Source organism: Intrasporangium chromatireducens Q5-1 (assembly GCF_000576575.1).
In the GTDB taxonomy this organism is placed as follows: domain Bacteria; phylum Actinomycetota; class Actinomycetes; order Actinomycetales; family Dermatophilaceae; genus Intrasporangium_A; species Intrasporangium_A chromatireducens.
Genome location: NZ_AWQS01000010.1, coordinates 31,234 through 47,514, shown reverse-complemented (window position 1 = coordinate 47,514; position 16,281 = coordinate 31,234). Strand labels below are relative to the sequence as shown.

Genomic DNA, 16,281 nt, shown 5'->3' with positions numbered 1-16,281 from the left:
GCCGGGCGCGATCCACGCCCGGCCGGTCCCGCACCCGTGGCGCTGGGTCGCCGTCATCATCATCGCGGTCCTCGTCGCGATGATGATCAGCTCCTTCGTGACGAACGAGAAGTGGAACTTCCCCGTCGCGCTGCAGATCATGAACCAGCAGCCCGTTCTCGAGGGCCTGTGGAAGGGGACCATCGTCGGCACGATCGGCGCGATGATCCTCGGCGTCGTCGGTGGCGTCCTCCTCGCCGTGATGCGGCTGTCCGAGAACCCGGTCCTGCGCTGGGTCTCCTTCGTCTACACCTGGTTCTTCCGCGGCATCCCCCGCATCGTGCTGCTCGGCATGATCGGCACCGGCATCCCGTTCCTCTACAACTCCCTCGACTTCGGGGTGCCGTTCGGCCAGCAGTTCGCGCACCTCCTCGGGCTGTCCAACGACTTCACGTTCTTCCACCTCAGTCTCCAGGCGTTCTCGAGCACCCTGCTGGCCGGCATCATCGGCCTGGGCATGTCGGAGGCGGCCTACATGGCCGAGATCGCCCGGGCTGGGATCATCTCCGTCGACCCCGGGCAGCGCGAGGCCGCCCAGGCGCTCGGGATGAGCAGCGGCAGGACGATGCGGCGCATCGTGCTGCCTCAGGCGATGCGCGTCATCGTGCCGCCCACCGGCAACGAGACGATCGCCATGGTCAAGGACACCTCCTTGTTCGTGGCGATCCCGATCATCACCGAGCTCTACTACCAGGTGCAGATCATCGGCACGCGCACGCTGGAGATCATGGCGTCCTACGTCGCGGTCGTCGCGTGGTACCTCATCGTCTGCTCGGTGCTCATGGTCGGCCAGTACTACCTCGAGCGCTACTTCGGCCGGGGCTTCGGCCAGAGCAAGCGGGCGGCACGGCGGGCCCAGCAGCAACGGGTGGCACGGCCGGCCGGGATGGGAGGTGCGTGATGGCGCAGACCGCCACGACGCGACAGTCAAGCGGCACGCAGGACGAGGCGCTCGTCCGCGCCGTCAACGTGATGAAGTCCTTCCACGGCAACGAGGTGCTCAAGGGCATCGACCTGACCGTGCGCCGCGGCGAGGTCGTGTGCCTGCTCGGGCCCTCGGGGTCCGGCAAGACGACGTTCCTGCGGTGCATCAACCAGCTCGAGTCCATCGACGGCGGACGCATCTGGGTCGACGGCGAGCTGATGGGCTTCCGGCAGGACGATCGGGGACAGCTGCACCACCTCACCGACAAGCAGATCGCTGCCCAGCGCCGCGAGATCGGCATGGTCTTCCAGCGGTTCAACCTCTTCCCGCACAAGACGGCACTCGAGAACGTCATCGAGGCGCCGACGCAGGTCAAGGGCGTGCGAAAGGGCGTTGCGAGGGCCCGTGCGCAGGACCTGCTCGCGTCCGTGGGCCTCGCGGACAAGTCAGCGGCCTACCCGGGCGCACTCTCGGGTGGGCAGCAGCAGCGGGTGGCGATCGCCCGGGCCCTGGCCATGGACCCGAAGCTGATGCTCTTCGACGAGCCAACCTCCGCCCTCGACCCGGAGCTCGTCGGCGAGGTGCTCCGGGTGATGCGCGAGCTGGCCCGCACCGGGATGACGATGATCGTCGTCACGCACGAGATGGAGTTCGCCCGAGAGGTCGCCGACCACGTCGTCTTCATGGACGCCGGCGTCGTCTGCGAGGAGGGCCCACCCGAGCAGGTCATCGCGCACCCGAGGAACGAGCGCACTCGAGCCTTCCTGCGGCGCATGCGCAACGCGGAGGAGCGCGGCGGCGAGGGCGGCGGCGAGGAGGGCGGGCGCGACGTGCCGGGCCCGGCGGCAGCAGCCGACCTGGCCGCGGACGCCGCGGAACGCCCACCGACCTGACACCCGGGACACAATGGGGGGCATGACGACGACGTCCTCCCGCCCCGACCAGGGCGCATCGCCGCAGCGGACCGACGAGAGCCTCGTTCCGACGCTGTCGGTCGACGCGCTGCGCCAGCTGCAGACCGAGCGGCTGCAGGCGACGGTGCGAGCGGCATACGACAACGTCCCCCACTATCGGAAGGCGTTCGAGGCCAAGGGCGTCCATCCCGACGACATCCGGTCGCTCGAGGACGTGCCCCGGCTGCCGCTGACGAGCAAGGCCGACCTGCGCGACAACTACCCCTTCGGCATGTTCGCGGTGCCGCGCGAGCAGGTCGTCCGCGTCCACGCGAGCTCCGGGACGACCGGCCGCCCGACGGTCGTGGGCTACACGCGGCGCGACATCGACACGTGGGCCGACCTGATGGCACGGTCGATCCGCCTCGCCGGAGGACGGCCGGGCGACGTCGTCCATGTCGCCTACGGCTACGGCTTGTTCACCGGTGGGCTCGGGGCGCACTACGGCGCGGAACGGCTCGGCTGCACCGTCGTGCCGGTCAGCGGTGGGATGACGGACCGACAGGTCCAGCTGATCCGCGACTTCGGCGCGAGCGTCATCATGGTGACGCCGTCCTACTTCCTGTCCCTCCTCGACGAGATGGAGCGGCTCGGCCTCGACCCGCACGACACGTCGCTGCGGGTCGGGATCTTCGGCGCCGAGCCCTGGACCGAGTCGATGCGGGCCGAGATCGAGGGCCGCACCGGCATGGACGCGGTCGACATCTACGGGTTGTCCGAGGTGATGGGCCCGGGTGTCGGGCAGGAGGCGGCCGAGACGAAGGACGGCCTGCACCTGTGGGAGGACCACTTCTACCCCGAGGTCATCGACCCGGTGACGGAGGAGCCGGTCCCGGAGGGCGAGCCGGGTGAGCTCGTCTTCACCTCGCTCAGCAAGGAGGCCATGCCGGTCATCCGCTACCGGACGCGCGACCTGACCCGGCTCCTGCCGGGCACGGCGGTTCCCTCGATGCGGCGCATGGAGAAGATCACCGGTCGCAGCGACGACATGATGATCATCCGCGGGGTCAACGTCTTCCCGACCCAGATCGAGGAGCACGTGCTGGCCGAGCCGGCCCTGTCGCCCTACTTCCAGTGCGTCCTGCGCCAGCCGGGCCGGATGGTCGAGCTGACCGTGCTCGTCGAGCCGCACGAGCGGATGGCCGACGCCGAGGCTGCAGCGCTGTCGCGGCGGCTCGAGCACACCATCAAGACCCGGATCGGCACGACGTGCCGGGTCGAGGTCCGCGATCCCGGCTCGATCGAGCGGTCGGTCGGCAAGGCCCGCCGGATCGTCGACGAACGTCCCCGAGCCTGACGGGCGTCCCCGGAGCACACCGTATGCCGCTCAGTCGGCGGCGTGGGCGCGTGCCCTTTTCGTCGGTCCGACGACCACAAAGGGACACACCGCGTGCTCTCGTGGCGCATGCGGCTAGCGCGGGCAACCCGCGGCGAGGGCGCGGTTGATGGCGCGCACGAGCGGCGGTCCGCCGTAGATGAAGCCGGTGTAGAGCTGGAGCAGGGCCGCCCCCGCGTCGAGCATCCGCAGCGCGTCGTCGACGCTGCCGATCCCGCCGACGCCGATGACGGGCAGGCCGGGCGCCTCCCGGTGGACGAAGCGCACCACCTCGCGGGACCGCTCGGTGAGCGGGCGCCCGCTGAGGCCACCGGCCTCCGCTGCCCTGGCCCGGTCCGTCGGCACGAGCCCGTCCCGACCGATCGTCGTGTTCGTGGCGATGAGCCCGTCGACCCCGTGCGCTGTGCAGACCTCCAGGACCTCCCCGATGGCGGCGTCCGTGAGGTCCGGCGCGATCTTGACGAGGAGCGGCGTGCCGTCGCTCTCGCCGCGCAGCGCGCCGAGCAGGGTGTCGAGCGCGCCCCGGTCCTGCAGGCTCCGCAGGCCCGGTGTGTTCGGTGAGCTGACGTTGACGGCGAAGTAGTCGGCGTAGGGCCTCAGCACCCGCAGGGAGTACACGTAGTCGCCGACTGCGTCCTCGACCGGCGTGACCTTGGACTTGCCGATGCTCACGCCGAGGGGCACCCCGATCGGCCCGAGCGCCCGCAGCCGCGCGGCAAGGGCGTCGGCGCCGGCGTTGTTGAAACCCATTCGGTTGATGACGGCGCCGCTGTCGACGAGCCGGAAGAGGCGCGGGCGCGGGTTGCCCGGCTGGGGGTGGCGGGTCACCGTGCCGACCTCGACGAAGCCGAACCCGAGCGCCGGCCAGGCCGGCAGCGCGACCCCGTTCTTGTCCAGACCTGCGGCGAGCCCCACCGGGCTGGGGAACCGGACCCCGAAGACGTCCCGAGGGGCGTCGGCGGCGAACAGCCGACGCAGCCCGTGGAGCAGCGGCGTCGCCCGGCTCAGCGCGGCGAGTGCCCCCAGGGTGTGCTCGTGCGCCACCTCCGCATCCCCACCCCCGAGCCGGAACAGGGTCCGCCGCATCGCCCGCTCGTACCTCACGGCGCCCATCGTGCCATCAGCCGATGCCGGCCCCCCGCGCACCGTCGCTGTCGCAGCGGGTGCCGCGGATTGCGAGGGCCCCCACATTGGCCGCAGATACTACGTGGCGTAGTATCTACTACGTTCCGTAGTGAAATGGCCCTCCGGGAGACAACCGTGGATGCAACCGACCTGGCGAGATGGCAGTTCGCCATCACGACCGTCTACCACTTCCTCTTCGTCCCGATCACCATCGGCCTGTCGGCGGTCGTCGCGTGGTTCCACATGAAGTGGGTCCGGACCCACGACCCGGAGTGGATGCGCCTGGCGAAGTTCTTCGGCAAGCTCTTCACGATCAACTTCGCCCTCGGGCTCGTCACGGGCATCGTCCAGGAGTTCCAGTTCGGGATGAACTGGTCGGACTACAGCCGGTTCGTCGGGGACATCTTCGGCGCACCGCTGGCCGTCGAGGCGCTGCTCGCCTTCTTCCTCGAGTCGACCTTCCTCGGGCTGTGGATCTTCGGCTGGGGCCGGATCCCCGAGAAGCTGCACGCGGCCACGATGTGGATCGTCCACATCGGCACGCTGCTGTCCGCGTACTTCATCCTCTCGGCGAACTCCTTCATGCAGCACCCGGTCGGCTACACCTACAACCCGGCGACCGGCCGCGCCGAGCTCACCGACTTCTTCGCCGTGCTGACCAACAAGGTGCAGCTCGTCACCTTCCCGCACGTCGCCCTCGCCGCCTACATGGTCGGTGGCGCGGTGATCATGGGCGTCAGCCTGCACCTCATGCGGCGTGAGGCCCTCAAGAAGGCGCCCGACGCACCCCTCTACCGCAAGGCCGCCCGGATCGGTGCGGTCGTCACGCTCGTGGCCGGGCTCGGCGTCGCGATCACCGGTGACGTGCAGGGCAAGATCATGACCGAGGTCCAGCCGATGAAGATGGCCGCGGCCGAGGCGATCTACGACTCCGTCCCCGCCGGCGAGGGCGCGCCCTTCTCGGTGCTGACGATCGGCTCGCTCGACGGGCAGCACACGAACGCGCTCATCGAGGTGCCGGGCCTGCTGAGCTTCCTCGCGACCGGGTCGTTCGACGGCGCCGTCAAGGGCATCAACGACCTGCGCACCCAGTACCTCAGCACCTATGGGGCCTCGGGCAACGCCCTCGTCCAGGACGCTGCGACCAGCTACGTGCCGAACATCCCGACCACCTACTGGACCTTCCGTCTCATGATCGGGGTCGGCATCGCCGCTGCCGCCATCGCGGTCGCCGTCCTGTGGCTGACCCGCAAGGACCGCACCCCGACACACCGGTGGCTCTACTGGGCCGCGATCGCCGCACCGATCCTGCCCGTCATCGGCAACTCCTTCGGATGGATCTTCACCGAGGTGGGTCGCCAGCCGTGGCTCGTCTTCGGGCTCATGACCACCGGGGCCGGCGTCTCTCCCGGCGTGTCCATGGGTGAGGTCATCACCTCGATGGTCGTCTTCACGCTGCTCTACGGCGCGCTCGCCGTCGTCGAGATCAAGCTCTTCCTCACCTACGTGCGCCGTGGGGCCGAGCCCTACGAGCCGCCGCAGGAACCGTCCGACCGGGACGAGGACGCTCCCCTCGTCTTCGCCTACTGAGAGGGCAGGCCATGGAGCTCAGCACCGTCTGGTTCATCATCATCGGCGTCCTCTGGACGGGCTACTTCGTCCTCGAGGGGTTCGACTTCGGGGTCGGCGTCCTCATGCCCGTCCTGGGCGGGCGCAAGCGGGCCGCCGCGGACGCGGCCCCCGCCGCGGCGGACGTGGAGGTCGAGAAGCGGCGCCGTGTCATGCTCAACACGATCGGCCCCGTCTGGGACGGCAACGAGGTGTGGGTCCTCACCGCCGGCGGCGCCACCTTCGCCGCCTTCCCACACTGGTACGCCACGATGTTCAGCGGCTTCTACCTGCCCCTGCTGCTCATCCTCGTCGCCCTGATCCTGCGCAACCTCGGCTTCGAGTACCGCCACAAGCGGCCGGAGGAGACGTGGAAGCGCCGGTGGGACCTCGCGATCTTCTGGGGCTCGCTCGTGCCGGCGTTCCTCTGGGGCGTGGCGCTGACCAACGTCGTCGTCGGCGTCCCGATCAACGCCGCCAAGGAGTACACCGGCAACCTCTTCACCCTGCTGAACCCGACGAGCCTGCTCGGTGGCCTCACCTTCGTCGCCCTCTTCGTGACGCACGGCGCGATCTTCCTCGCGCTGAAGACCGATGGGCAGATCCGGATGGACGCCCGGCGCATCGCGACGCGAGCGGGCGTGCCCGCCGCCGGCCTCGCCGTGCTGCTCCTGCTCGTCCTCGGCCTGCAGGGTGGCGGGCTCGCCTCGTGGGTCACGACGATCCTCGCGGCCGGAGCCTTCGTCGCCGCGCTGTGGTTCAACCTCAAGGATCGTGAGGGGCCGGCGTTCATCGGCACGGCCGTCACCATCGCCATGGCCGTGGCGACCTACTTCCTCATCCTCTTCCCGAACGTCATGCCCTCGTCGACCAACCCGGCGTGGAGCCTCACGACGGCGAACGCATCGAGCTCGCACTACACGCTCACGGTCATGACGATCGTCGCGGTCATCTTCACCCCGCTCGTCCTGCTCTACCAGGGCTGGACCTACTGGGTGTTCCGCAAGCGGCTCACGACGCAGCACATCCCCGACGACGTCGTGCTCGAGCACGTGCCCTGACAGGAGCGATACCAGACAGTGAAGCCGTTCGACCCGCGCCTGCTCCGGACCGTCCCCGCGGTCCGCGCGCCGATCGCTGCCCTCACGGCGGTCGGCGTGCTGAGTGGCGCGCTCACGGTCGCGACGGCCTTCGCGCTCAGCGCCCTCGTCGTCGCGGTCGTCGAGGGGGCGCCGGTGGGCACCCCGGCGCTCTGGCTGGCGGCCCTCTTCGCCGCCCGAGCCCTCCTCGCGGCGGGATCCGACATCGTCTCGGCCTGGGCCGGCGCGGCCGTCTCGACCCGGCTGCGCTCGGCACTCCTGCGGGCCTGGGGCCGGCTGCCGGCGGAGCGGCGCCCCGACCCCGACACCGCCGTCACGCTCGCGACGTCCGGGGCCACGGCCGTCGAGCCGTATGCCGCCCGCTACCTGCCCACCCTCCTGACCGCCGCGCTCGTCCCCGGCCTCGCGATCGCAACCCTCGCCGTCGTGGACTGGCCGAGCGCGGTCATCGTCGTGCTGACCCTGCCCCTGCTGCCGGTGTTCGCGGTCCTCATCGGCAAGGCGACGCAGACCTCGACGGAACGCCGCTGGGTCGCCCTCGCCCAGCTCTCCGGGCACTTCCTCGACGTCGTCCGCGGGCTGCCCACCCTTGTCGGCTATGGCCGGGCCGGCCACCAGGTGGGCGTCGTCAAGGAGGTCAGCGAACGCCACCGCAGCGCGACGATGGCCACCCTGCGGATCGCCTTCCTCAGCTCGGCGGCGCTCGAGCTGCTCGCCAGCATCTCGGTCGCGATCGTCGCCGTCGTGGTGGGCCTGCGCCTGTCGTGGGGCACGATGTCGCTCGGGGCCGGGCTCGTCGCGATCCTCCTGTCGCCCGAGGCCTACTGGCCGATCCGTCGGGTCGGTGCCGAGTTCCACTCCGCTGCCGGCGGCGCCGTCGCCCTCGACGCGATCCTCGCCCACCTCGAGGCTCCGAACGCAGCCTGCGAGGGTGCACTCAGCGGCGCACCGGTGCGTTCGACCCCCAACGCCGCGCTCGTGGAGGTGGAGGGGGTGGAGTACCGGTATGCCGCTGAGCTGGCCCCCGTGCTCCGTGACCTCACGCTCCGGCTGGCGCCGGGGCTCACCGTGGTGACCGGCCCCTCCGGCGTGGGCAAGTCGACACTCCTCGAGCTGCTGGCCGGTCTCCGGACCCCGACCAGGGGCACGGTCACGGCCCCGGCCGCGCACCTGGTGACCCAGCGGCCCTTCATCCCCGCGGGCACCGTCCGTGCCGCAGTGACCCTCGGCGCCCCCCGACCCATCCCCTCCATCGATGTATCTGCGAGCCCAATGAGCCGCGGCATGACATCGACCCGGGACGAGGCAGTGTGGGAGGCCCTGCGCCGGGTCGGTCTCGACGGCGTCGTCGCGGCCCTGCCCGGCAGCCTCGACGCGCCGCTCGGCGACGACGGGTTCGGGCTGTCCGCCGGGCAGCGGCAGCGGATCGCCCTGGCCCGCGCCTCGCTCTGCACCGAGCCGCTCGTCCTGCTCGACGAGCCGACCGCCCACCTCGACGGTGACGCCGCCGAGCAGGCCCACGCCCTCATCGCGGAGCTCGCGGAGCGCCGGGTCGTCGTCGCGGTGACGCACCGCCCCGAGCTGCTGCGACTGGCCGACCACCACGTCCACCTCGAGCCGGTGCACGGCCCGGCAACCGAGCTGCGAGCGGAGGTGCGCCGATGACGGCCCGGAGCCCCCACGCTGTGGTGCTCACGTCGCGGCAGGGCGCACCGGATCTCCGCCCCCCACGGCGGCAGGACCGGCGCGCCGGTGTGGCGCGCCCGGCCCCCGGCATTGTCAAGGGCGGCGTCCTCGGCGGGATCGCCTCCGCGTCCGGCATGGCCCTGACCGCCACGAGCGGGTGGCTCATCGTCCGCGCGGCCGAGCGGCCCATCATCCTGACCCTGATGACCGCCATCGTGGCGGTCCGCGCGTTCGGCATCGCGAGGCCGGTGTTCCGCTACTGGGAGCGCCTCGTCAGCCACGATGCTGCCCTCGCGCTGCTCGCGCGACGTAGGTGGGCGGCATACGACGCCCTCATCCCGCTGACTCCGGCGCGGCTCGGCCGCCGCCGTCGCTCGGACGTGCTGGCCGGCGTGGTCGACGACCTCGACGACGTGGTCGACGCCCAGGTGCGCGTCACGGTGCCGGTCATCTCATCGGTCGTCGCAGGGGGGCTCGCGATCCTCCTGACGAGCTGGCTCGCACCGGCCGTCGGGCTCGTGCTGTCGGCGCTCGCAGTCGGCATCGCCCTGGTCTGTGTCGTCGCCTATCGCCTCGAGTCCCGTTCCCTCGCCGAGCTGCTCGCCGCGCGCGCAGAAGTGATGAGGGTCAGCGAGCTGATGACGAGCCAGGCGACGGACTTGCACGCAGTCGGCGGCTGGCCCACCGCCATGGGGTGGCTCGACGATGCCCAACGGACCCTCACGACCGCGACTCGCCGTCAGAGCATCGGTCGCGCCACGGCCTCCGCAGCGTTCCTGCTCCTCGTCGGCGGGGCCGTCGTGCTGACCGCCGTCGTCGTCTGGCCGCTCGCCCTGGCTGCCCCGGTCAAGGCGCTGCTGCTCCTCACCCCCGTGGCCGTGAGCGAGGTCATCACCCCGCTCACCGACGCGATGCGCGCGCTCGCCCGGGCCACGGGCAGCGCGGCGCGGATCGACGCACTGCTCGGGCTCGAGCCCGCCGTCGGGCCGGGCGGGACGACCGACCTGCCGGCGACGACCGGCGCGCCGCGCCTCACCGCGCGCGGCCTCACAGCCTCGTGGACCGGCGGGAGGACCGACGTCGGGCCGATCGCTCTCGACGTACCCGCCGGTTCACGGGTCGCTCTCACCGGCCCGAACGGGTCAGGCAAGTCCACCCTGCTCGCCGTCCTCGCCCGCCACCTCGAGCCGACCGGCGGCACGGTGGGCTGGGACGGCGTCGACGTCACCGACCTGCTCACGGCGTGCGTGCGCGACCAGGTCGCCATCGTCGACGACCTCCCGCACGTCTTCGCGAGCACGCTGCGGGCCAACCTGACCCTGGCGCGGCCCGGAGCGACCGACGCCGAGGTGCGGGACGCGCTGCGTCGCGCGGGGCTGTCCCCGTTGCTCGCCGCGCTCCCCGCGGGCCTCGACACCCGCCTCGGCGAGGGTGGACGCGGGCTGTCCGGCGGTGAGCGGGCCCGGATCGCGATCGCGCGGGCCCTCCTCAGCCGGCGCCCGGTCATCCTCCTCGACGAGCCCGTCGCCCACCTCGACCCGCCGACGGCCACCGCCGTCCTCACCGACCTCCTGACCGCGGACCCCGAACCCGGTCCCCACCCAACGATCGTGATGGCCACCCACCGACCCGAGGGGCTCTCGCTCTTCGACCAGGTCGTCACGATGCAGCGCCCGCCCGAGTAGATTTGGAGGCACCATGTCCACCACTCCCCGCAACCGCCTCGGCGAGCTCGAGCGTGCCGTCCTCGAGCACCTCTGGACGGAAGGCCCCTCCCACCCGGAGGGCCTGACCGTCCGCGAGGTGCACGACGTCGTCGGCGTCCAGCGCGACCTCGCCTACACGACCCTCATGACCGTCCTCGACCGGATGGCCAAGAAGGGCCTCGTGACGCGCGAGCGAGACGGCCGCGCCTGGCGCTACACCGCCGCGGCGTCCCGTGACGAGCTGACCTCGGAGACGATGCGCCACGCCCTCGGCGAGCTCGCCGGCACCGAGCGCCGCAGCGCCCTGCTCCACTTCCTCGACGAGTCGACCCCGGAGGAGATCGACGAGCTCCGTGCCGCCCTGGCCGCGCTCGAGGCCCGCCAGGCCCCGGGCTCGACGCCGCGCGGACGTCACCGCCGGCAGAAAGTGACCTGATACTCGGTGTACATCCTGCCGTTGGCGCTGCTGGCCATGGCCCTCGCCTGGCCGGTGCCACGGCTGATGGCGGGTTTCACCAGTTTCCGTCGCGCACCGCGTGCTGCCCTCGTCGTCTGGCAGGCGACGGCGGTGGCCGCGGTGCTCGCCGCGCTCTTCACCGCTCCGGCCGCCGTGCCGTTCATCGTGCGCCAGCAGTCGCGGATCACCGAGCACCTCGGTCTCGTCGCCCTCGCGGGCGTCGTGAGCGGGCTCGTCCTCGCGCGGCTGCTCGTCGCCGGGCACCGTGTCGGCCGGAACCTGCGCGTCGTCCGCAAGCGGCACCGTGAGCTCGTCGACGTGCTCGCCTCGCACGACGACCGGCACCTGCGGGTCCTCGAGCACCCGACCCCGACCGCCTACTGCCTGCCCGGCCTAAGCCGCCGGGTCGTGCTGAGCCAGGGCACCCTGGACCGGCTCCCGGCCGAGGAGCTGGAGGCGGTCCTCGCCCACGAGCGCGCCCACCTCGCCGCCCGGCACGACCTGATCCTCGAGTTCTTCACCGTCGTCCACGAGGCGGTGCCGCCCTTCGTCCGCTCCGAGACGGCGCTGCGCGAGGTCCACCTGCTCATCGAGGTGCTCGCCGACCGGGCTGCCGTCCGCGACGTCGGGCCGATGCCCACGGCGCGAGCCATCGTCGACATGGCCGGTGGCGGGGCGAGCCCGGCCGGGAGCATGGCGATGGGCTCGACCCCCTCGGCGGCCAAGGTGCGGATCGGCCTGCTCGAGCCCGCCCGGATCTGGGGGCTTCCCGTCCCGATCGCGTCCGCGCTGATGTACGTCTTCGCCGGCCTCCTCGTCGCCATGCCGGTCACGCTCCTGTCGATGGCCTTCGCCGGATTCCTCGTCACCTGACGCCTCCGTCGAGCGGACCCCGTGTGCGCCAGCCACAGCGACAGGTATGCCGCTGGGCTGAGTCAGCTCAGCGGCATACCTGCGCGGTCATGCCCCGGCCCGTCGAAAGGCCACTTCACGTCGAAGGGCCACTTCACGTCGAAGGGCCACCGGGTCGTTACGCTTGGCGACCATGCGCGTACTCGTGAGCGGAGGGGCCGGCTACATCGGCTCGCACACCGTGGTCCAGCTCGTCGCCGCCGGCCACGAGGTCGTCATCGTCGACAACTTCGCGAACAGCAAGCCGTCCGTGGTGAACCGGCTCGAGGCGCTGACGGGTGAGCACCTGCCGGTGCATTCGTTCGACCTGACCGACCACGACAAGACCGAGCACCTCTTCGCGCACGAGGACATCGACGCCGTCATCCACTTCGCCGGGCTCAAGGCTGTCGGCGAGAGCGTCGAGATGCCGCTCGAGTACTACGAGAACAACCTCGGCTCGACGTTCTCGCTCGTGCGCGCCATGCAGCGGCACGGCGTCGACAAGCTCGTCTTCTCGTCGTCGGCGACGGTCTACGGCCTCGACCAGGAGGCGGCGACGGAGGACCGGTCGACGTCGGCGACCAACCCCTATGGCTGGACCAAGGTCATGCAGGAACAGATCCTGCGCGACATCGCAGTGGCCAAGCCGTCGATGCGCTTTGCACTGCTGCGCTACTTCAACCCGGTCGGGGCGCACGCGAGCGGCACCATCGGCGAGGACCCCCAGGGCCCACCGAACAACCTCGTGCCCTACATCGCCCAGGTCGCGGTGGGGCGGCGCGAGAAGCTGCAGGTATTCGGCGACGACTACCCGACGGCCGACGGGACCCCCCTGCGCGACTACATCCACGTCGAGGACCTCGCCGCCGGTCACCTCGCGGCGCTCACCCGGTTGTCCACAACGGCCGAGCCGGTCTCGACGTGGAACCTCGGCACCGGTCGTGGCACGAGTGTCTTCGAGATGCTGCACGCCTTCGAGCGGGCCGTGGGCCGGGAGCTGCCCTACGAGGTGGTCGGCCGTCGCGCGGGTGACGTGGCGGTCTCCTTCGCCGACCCCAGCAAGGCGAACGCCGAGCTGGGCTGGCGGGCCACCCGGACGATCGACGACATGTGCGTCGACACGTGGCGGTGGCAGAGCCAGAACCCGAAGGGCTTCCCGGACGCCGACAGCTGAGGGGACGGCGCTGACGGCACGGCGCTGACGGCGCTCTCCGGACGGCGTCGTCAGGGCTGCGGGTCGAGCGCGTCGTACTCGCGGAAGGACGGGACGCGCGCGACCGCGACCCACACGAGGAGGACGACGAGCGCGCCGCCGACGAGGGGCGGCAGCCACGTCACGGACACGGCGGCGAGCGACCCGGCGAACATCTGCCCGACCCGCGGCCCGCCCGAGACGACGACGGTGAAGATGCCCTGGATCCGGCCCCGGATCGCGTCCGGCACGGCCGCCTGCAGGATGGTCGTGCGGAAGATCGCGCTGATGTTGTCCGACCCGCCGGCCCAGGCGAGGCAGCCGCACGACGCGACGAGCCCCCAGACGTTGACGTCGGCGAAGTCGGACGATCGGACGGACCAACCGCCGAGGGTCACGACGGCGAGCGCGACGCCGAGGCCGAGGATGGCCAGTCCGTAGGACGTGATGGCCGCGCGGATCGCCCGGCCCTGCCAGCGCGCACCCGTCACCCGCCCCGAGAAGACGCTCGAGACGATGCTGCCAACGGCATACGAGGCGGTGAGCAGCCCGACCGTCACGGCTCCGCCGCCGAGCACGATCGCCCCCACGGCAGGGAACAGCACGATCGGTTGGCCGAAGGTCATCGCGATGATGTCGACGACGAAGCTCATCCGGGTGTTCGGCGCCTCCCGGAGGTAGCGCAGCCCGTGCCGCACCGCGGCCAGACCGCTCATCACCCGACCGTCAGGCGTCCGTTCCGGCTGGATGCTCGGCAAGGTCCACAGGCCGAGGAAGCCGAACACGAAGAGCAGCACGTCCACGGTGTAGGTCCACTCGTAGCCGACCCGGGCCACGAGGACACCGGCGGCCGCCGGCCCGAGCGTGACCATGAAGCCCATCGCAATGCCGTTGAGCGCAGCCGCCTGCGGCAGCAGGGACACGGGCAGCAGCCGGGGCGTGATGGCCTGCCGGGTCGCCGAGGCGATCGTCGCCGCCACGGCGTTCACGGTCGTGATGACGTAGAAGACCCAGACCGTCTCGAGCCGACCCCAGGCGACCGTCGCCAACGAGACGGTCGAGAGCCACGCGACGACCGACGCGATGAGGGCGACGGCACGCCGGTCGAAGCGGTCGGCGATCGCGCCCCCGTAGAGGCCGGCGGCGATCATCGGCACCAGCGAGAACCACGCAACGAGCGAGACCATGAACGTGGACTGCGTGAGGTCGTAGATGTGCAGCCCCACAGCGGTATTCGTCATCACCGCGCCGATCCCCGACAGGGTGTTGCCGGCCCAGAGCCGGGCGAAGGCCGGGCTGGCCCGCAGTGGCGTGAGGTCGATCAGGTGCGACCGGCGCGTCGTCACGGCGGCTGTGTCGGAGGCGTCGGGCACAGGGTGCAACCTACGCCTCCGCACACGCCTCGCCACACGCCCCTGGGCGGCGCCTTGAACATGGCTCCACACGGGCCCGTGGGCTCGGCGGCCCTGAGCTGCGTCCGTTGAGGGGCGTCCGTCATGCGGGCGCGCGCAGCAGCGCCTCGACCTCGTCGGCACCGCTGGGGTAGTGCTGCCGCTCGGCCTGCAGGGTGAGGGCGAACCGCTCGGCGGCCGCTCGGTAGCCGGGCTTGCTGAGCACCCGGCTCACGGCGTCGGCGAGAGCTTCCCGGCCACCGCGTCGGCTGATGATGACGCCGGCGCCCACCCGGCGGACCCGCAGGGCGACGTCCTTCTGGTCGCGCCCCTGGGGCACGCAGACCATGGGCACCCCCGCCGCGAGCGCCTTGACGGCCGTCCCGTGGCCGCAGTGGGTCACGACGACAGTGGCCTCTTCGAGCACCTCCGAGTGGGGCGCCCATCGCACCACCCGCACGTTGGGCGGCGCCTCGACCTCGGCGGGGTCGACGCCGCCGCCCGTCGTGACGAGCCCGCGAACCGGCAGGCGTCCCAAGGCGTTCGCAGCCCGGTTGAGCAGCTCGGTCCGCCCTTGGTAGACCGAGCTCATGCCGACGAGGACGAAGGGCCCCTCTCCCTCCGGTCGCCAGTCGGCGCCGCCGGCGACCACGGCTGGGTCCTCCAGCTGCGGACCGACGTAGCGCACGTTCGCGGGCAGGTCCGGGAACGGCAGGTCGAACGAGGGGCTGGTGAGCACCAGGACCCGCTCACACCGGTCGACCAGGGAGAACATGTCGTCGGTGGTATCGAGCCCGTGGCGAGCGAGCGCCGCGTTGACCGGGTCGAGGCCGGAGCTCTGGAGTCGCCGCACGACGCCGGCCAGAGCGGCGTCACGCCACCGGCCGGGGCGGCCGCGCGGGAGCTCCCAACCGGTGCCGAGCTGGGGAGCGGAGCCGACGGCCGGTTGTAGGCGTTGGGAATCAGCGCGGCCACGGGCACACCGGTCGCGAGCGCGCCGATCACCCCACCGACGAGCGCCCAACCGACGAGGACGACGTCGGGCCGGAACCCCGCTGCCGTCTCGACGACGTCGTCGGCATACAGGGGGGCCGGTCCGCAGAGGATCTCGTCGCGGGCGAAGCGGGCTCGGGCCAGCGGCTGCATCCGCTCCAGGTCGCGGATCCCGGCGGTCTGCTCGTCGATACTGCCGAAGTGCCGGGGCCGCCGCCACGGCGTGAAGCCGGCCCCCACACCTCGCGCGTTGACCTCGATGGTCGGATCGGCCAGCACGTGCGCCGTGTGGCCGCGCCGGACCAGCTCCTCGAGCAGGCCCAGCTCGGGAGGCAGGTTGCCGCCCCCGTCGAGGTCGACGAGCAGGACCCGCGCCATCGACCCATGGTGTCCCACAGGGAGGCCCGGCACCACTGAATTGGACCGATGCCCGAGCCGCGCACCACTCAGGCGACGTCCCGCCCCGCCCGCGTCACCTCCTCGATCCTGAGCTCGCGCAGCCGGAAGCCGTCGCGCAGCCACTGCCATGACCCGTCCGCTGCCCGTCGGGCGACCTGCGTGCAGACCCGACCGTCGGCGGTGCGCGTCGACGTGCACGCCACCCCGTTCCGGACGATCGGCCGACCCGCCGGCTCAGCGGCGAGGTCGAGCCCGCGCGCCAGTGCGGCCACGAACGCCGCACCGATCTCGACCGACCCGACCGCCTCGCGACCGTCACGGAGGCTGACGACGGCGTCAGCGGCATACAACCCGACGATCCCCGCCACGTCACCAGCCGCCACGCACTGCGCGAACTGCTCCACCAGCTCCTCCGGCCCGGCCGGCCCCTGTCCCGTCGTCATGGCGAAACCGTCCCACCGACCACCGACACTGCCC

The 16,281-nt window shown here is 71.7% G+C and carries 14 protein-coding genes; 10 read left to right on the top strand and 4 right to left on the bottom strand.

Annotated elements, in window-relative coordinates:
- The 3 genes from N864_RS02665 to paaK form a co-directional block, all read left to right on the top strand.
- Positions 1 to 940: amino acid ABC transporter permease (locus N864_RS02665; protein ID WP_034713136.1), on the top strand; the 940-nt coding region annotated here is incomplete at its 5' end.
- A complete protein-coding gene (locus N864_RS02660; protein ID WP_081793308.1) occupies positions 940 to 1,857 on the top strand; it encodes an amino acid ABC transporter ATP-binding protein in 918 nt (305 codons plus the stop codon). The genes N864_RS02665 and N864_RS02660, both read left to right, overlap by 1 nt.
- 22 nt (positions 1,858 to 1,879) lie before the next feature.
- On the top strand, positions 1,880 to 3,214 hold the full coding sequence (gene paaK / locus N864_RS02655) for a phenylacetate--CoA ligase PaaK (RefSeq protein WP_034713133.1): 1,335 nt from the start codon (positions 1,880 to 1,882) through the stop codon (positions 3,212 to 3,214).
- A 114-nt stretch (positions 3,215 to 3,328) separates the two neighbouring features.
- On the opposite strand, the gene N864_RS02650 is transcribed toward paaK, so the two are convergent.
- Positions 3,329 to 4,366 carry a quinone-dependent dihydroorotate dehydrogenase gene (locus N864_RS02650; RefSeq protein ID WP_420805200.1) on the bottom strand — a complete coding sequence of 346 codons (1,038 nt, stop codon included), beginning with the start codon at positions 4,364 to 4,366 and terminating at the stop codon, positions 3,329 to 3,331.
- Positions 4,367 to 4,513: 147 nt separating this feature from the next.
- On the opposite strand from N864_RS02650, the gene N864_RS02645 reads away from it, so the two are divergent.
- The 7 genes from N864_RS02645 to galE all read left to right on the top strand — a co-directional run bounded on the left by N864_RS02645 (position 4,514) and on the right by galE (position 13,003).
- The gene (locus tag N864_RS02645; RefSeq protein WP_034713132.1) at positions 4,514 to 5,968 is read left to right on the top strand and encodes a cytochrome ubiquinol oxidase subunit I; all 1,455 of its coding nucleotides are present in this window, start codon (positions 4,514 to 4,516) and stop codon (positions 5,966 to 5,968) included.
- Between the two features lie 11 nt (positions 5,969 to 5,979).
- Positions 5,980 to 7,047: a cytochrome d ubiquinol oxidase subunit II gene (cydB, locus tag N864_RS02640; RefSeq protein ID WP_034713131.1), complete on the top strand. Its 1,068-nt coding sequence runs from the start codon at positions 5,980 to 5,982 to the stop codon at positions 7,045 to 7,047.
- Between the two features lie 18 nt (positions 7,048 to 7,065).
- The gene (gene cydD, locus N864_RS02635; RefSeq protein WP_034713129.1) at positions 7,066 to 8,751 is read left to right on the top strand and encodes a thiol reductant ABC exporter subunit CydD; all 1,686 of its coding nucleotides are present in this window, start codon (positions 7,066 to 7,068) and stop codon (positions 8,749 to 8,751) included.
- Complete coding sequence (cydC, locus tag N864_RS02630) at positions 8,748 to 10,457, top strand: thiol reductant ABC exporter subunit CydC (protein ID WP_081793307.1); 1,710 nt, start codon at positions 8,748 to 8,750, stop codon at positions 10,455 to 10,457. The genes cydD and cydC overlap by 4 nt, the downstream gene beginning before the upstream one ends.
- A 13-nt stretch (positions 10,458 to 10,470) precedes the next feature.
- Positions 10,471 to 10,914, top strand: coding sequence for a BlaI/MecI/CopY family transcriptional regulator (locus tag N864_RS02625; protein ID WP_034713127.1), 444 nt, complete (start codon positions 10,471 to 10,473; stop codon positions 10,912 to 10,914).
- A 6-nt stretch (positions 10,915 to 10,920) separates the two neighbouring features.
- Positions 10,921 to 11,808 (top strand): M56 family metallopeptidase, encoded by an 888-nt coding sequence (locus N864_RS02620; RefSeq protein WP_240474179.1) that lies wholly within the window; start codon positions 10,921 to 10,923, stop codon positions 11,806 to 11,808.
- Between the two features lie 172 nt (positions 11,809 to 11,980).
- Entirely contained in the window at positions 11,981 to 13,003 is a 1,023-nt protein-coding gene (gene galE / locus N864_RS02615) for a UDP-glucose 4-epimerase GalE (RefSeq protein WP_034713126.1), read from the top strand.
- Between the two features lie 50 nt (positions 13,004 to 13,053).
- On the opposite strand, the gene N864_RS02610 is transcribed toward galE, so the two are convergent.
- The 3 genes from N864_RS02610 to N864_RS02600 all read right to left on the bottom strand — a co-directional run bounded on the left by N864_RS02610 (position 13,054) and on the right by N864_RS02600 (position 16,247).
- Positions 13,054 to 14,394, bottom strand: a complete 1,341-nt coding sequence (locus N864_RS02610; protein WP_081793306.1) for an MFS transporter — start codon at positions 14,392 to 14,394, stop codon at positions 13,054 to 13,056.
- A 121-nt stretch (positions 14,395 to 14,515) separates the two neighbouring features.
- Complete coding sequence (locus N864_RS02605) at positions 14,516 to 15,265, bottom strand: glycosyltransferase (RefSeq protein WP_034713125.1); 750 nt, start codon at positions 15,263 to 15,265, stop codon at positions 14,516 to 14,518.
- A gap of 586 nt (positions 15,266 to 15,851) precedes the next feature.
- Positions 15,852 to 16,247, bottom strand: a complete 396-nt coding sequence (locus tag N864_RS02600; protein WP_051518100.1) for a YybH family protein — start codon at positions 16,245 to 16,247, stop codon at positions 15,852 to 15,854.
- Between the last annotated feature and the right edge of the window lie 34 nt (positions 16,248 to 16,281).

What these genes read in the sequence shown, in the direction of transcription:
- N864_RS02660 (WP_081793308.1), top strand. Translation starts at nt 940, where the DNA reads ATGGCGCAGACCGCCACGACGCGACAGTCAAGCGGCACGCAGGACGAG.
- paaK (WP_034713133.1), top strand. Translation starts at nt 1,880, where the DNA reads ATGACGACGACGTCCTCCCGCCCCGACCAGGGCGCATCGCCGCAGCGG.
- N864_RS02650 (WP_420805200.1), bottom strand. Translation starts at nt 4,366, where the DNA reads ATGGGCGCCGTGAGGTACGAGCGGGCGATGCGGCGGACCCTGTTCCGG.
- cydB (WP_034713131.1), top strand. Translation starts at nt 5,980, where the DNA reads ATGGAGCTCAGCACCGTCTGGTTCATCATCATCGGCGTCCTCTGGACG.
- cydC (WP_081793307.1), top strand. Translation starts at nt 8,748, where the DNA reads ATGACGGCCCGGAGCCCCCACGCTGTGGTGCTCACGTCGCGGCAGGGC.
- N864_RS02625 (WP_034713127.1), top strand. Translation starts at nt 10,471, where the DNA reads ATGTCCACCACTCCCCGCAACCGCCTCGGCGAGCTCGAGCGTGCCGTC.
- galE (WP_034713126.1), top strand. Translation starts at nt 11,981, where the DNA reads ATGCGCGTACTCGTGAGCGGAGGGGCCGGCTACATCGGCTCGCACACC.
- N864_RS02600 (WP_051518100.1), bottom strand. Translation starts at nt 16,247, where the DNA reads ATGACGACGGGACAGGGGCCGGCCGGGCCGGAGGAGCTGGTGGAGCAG.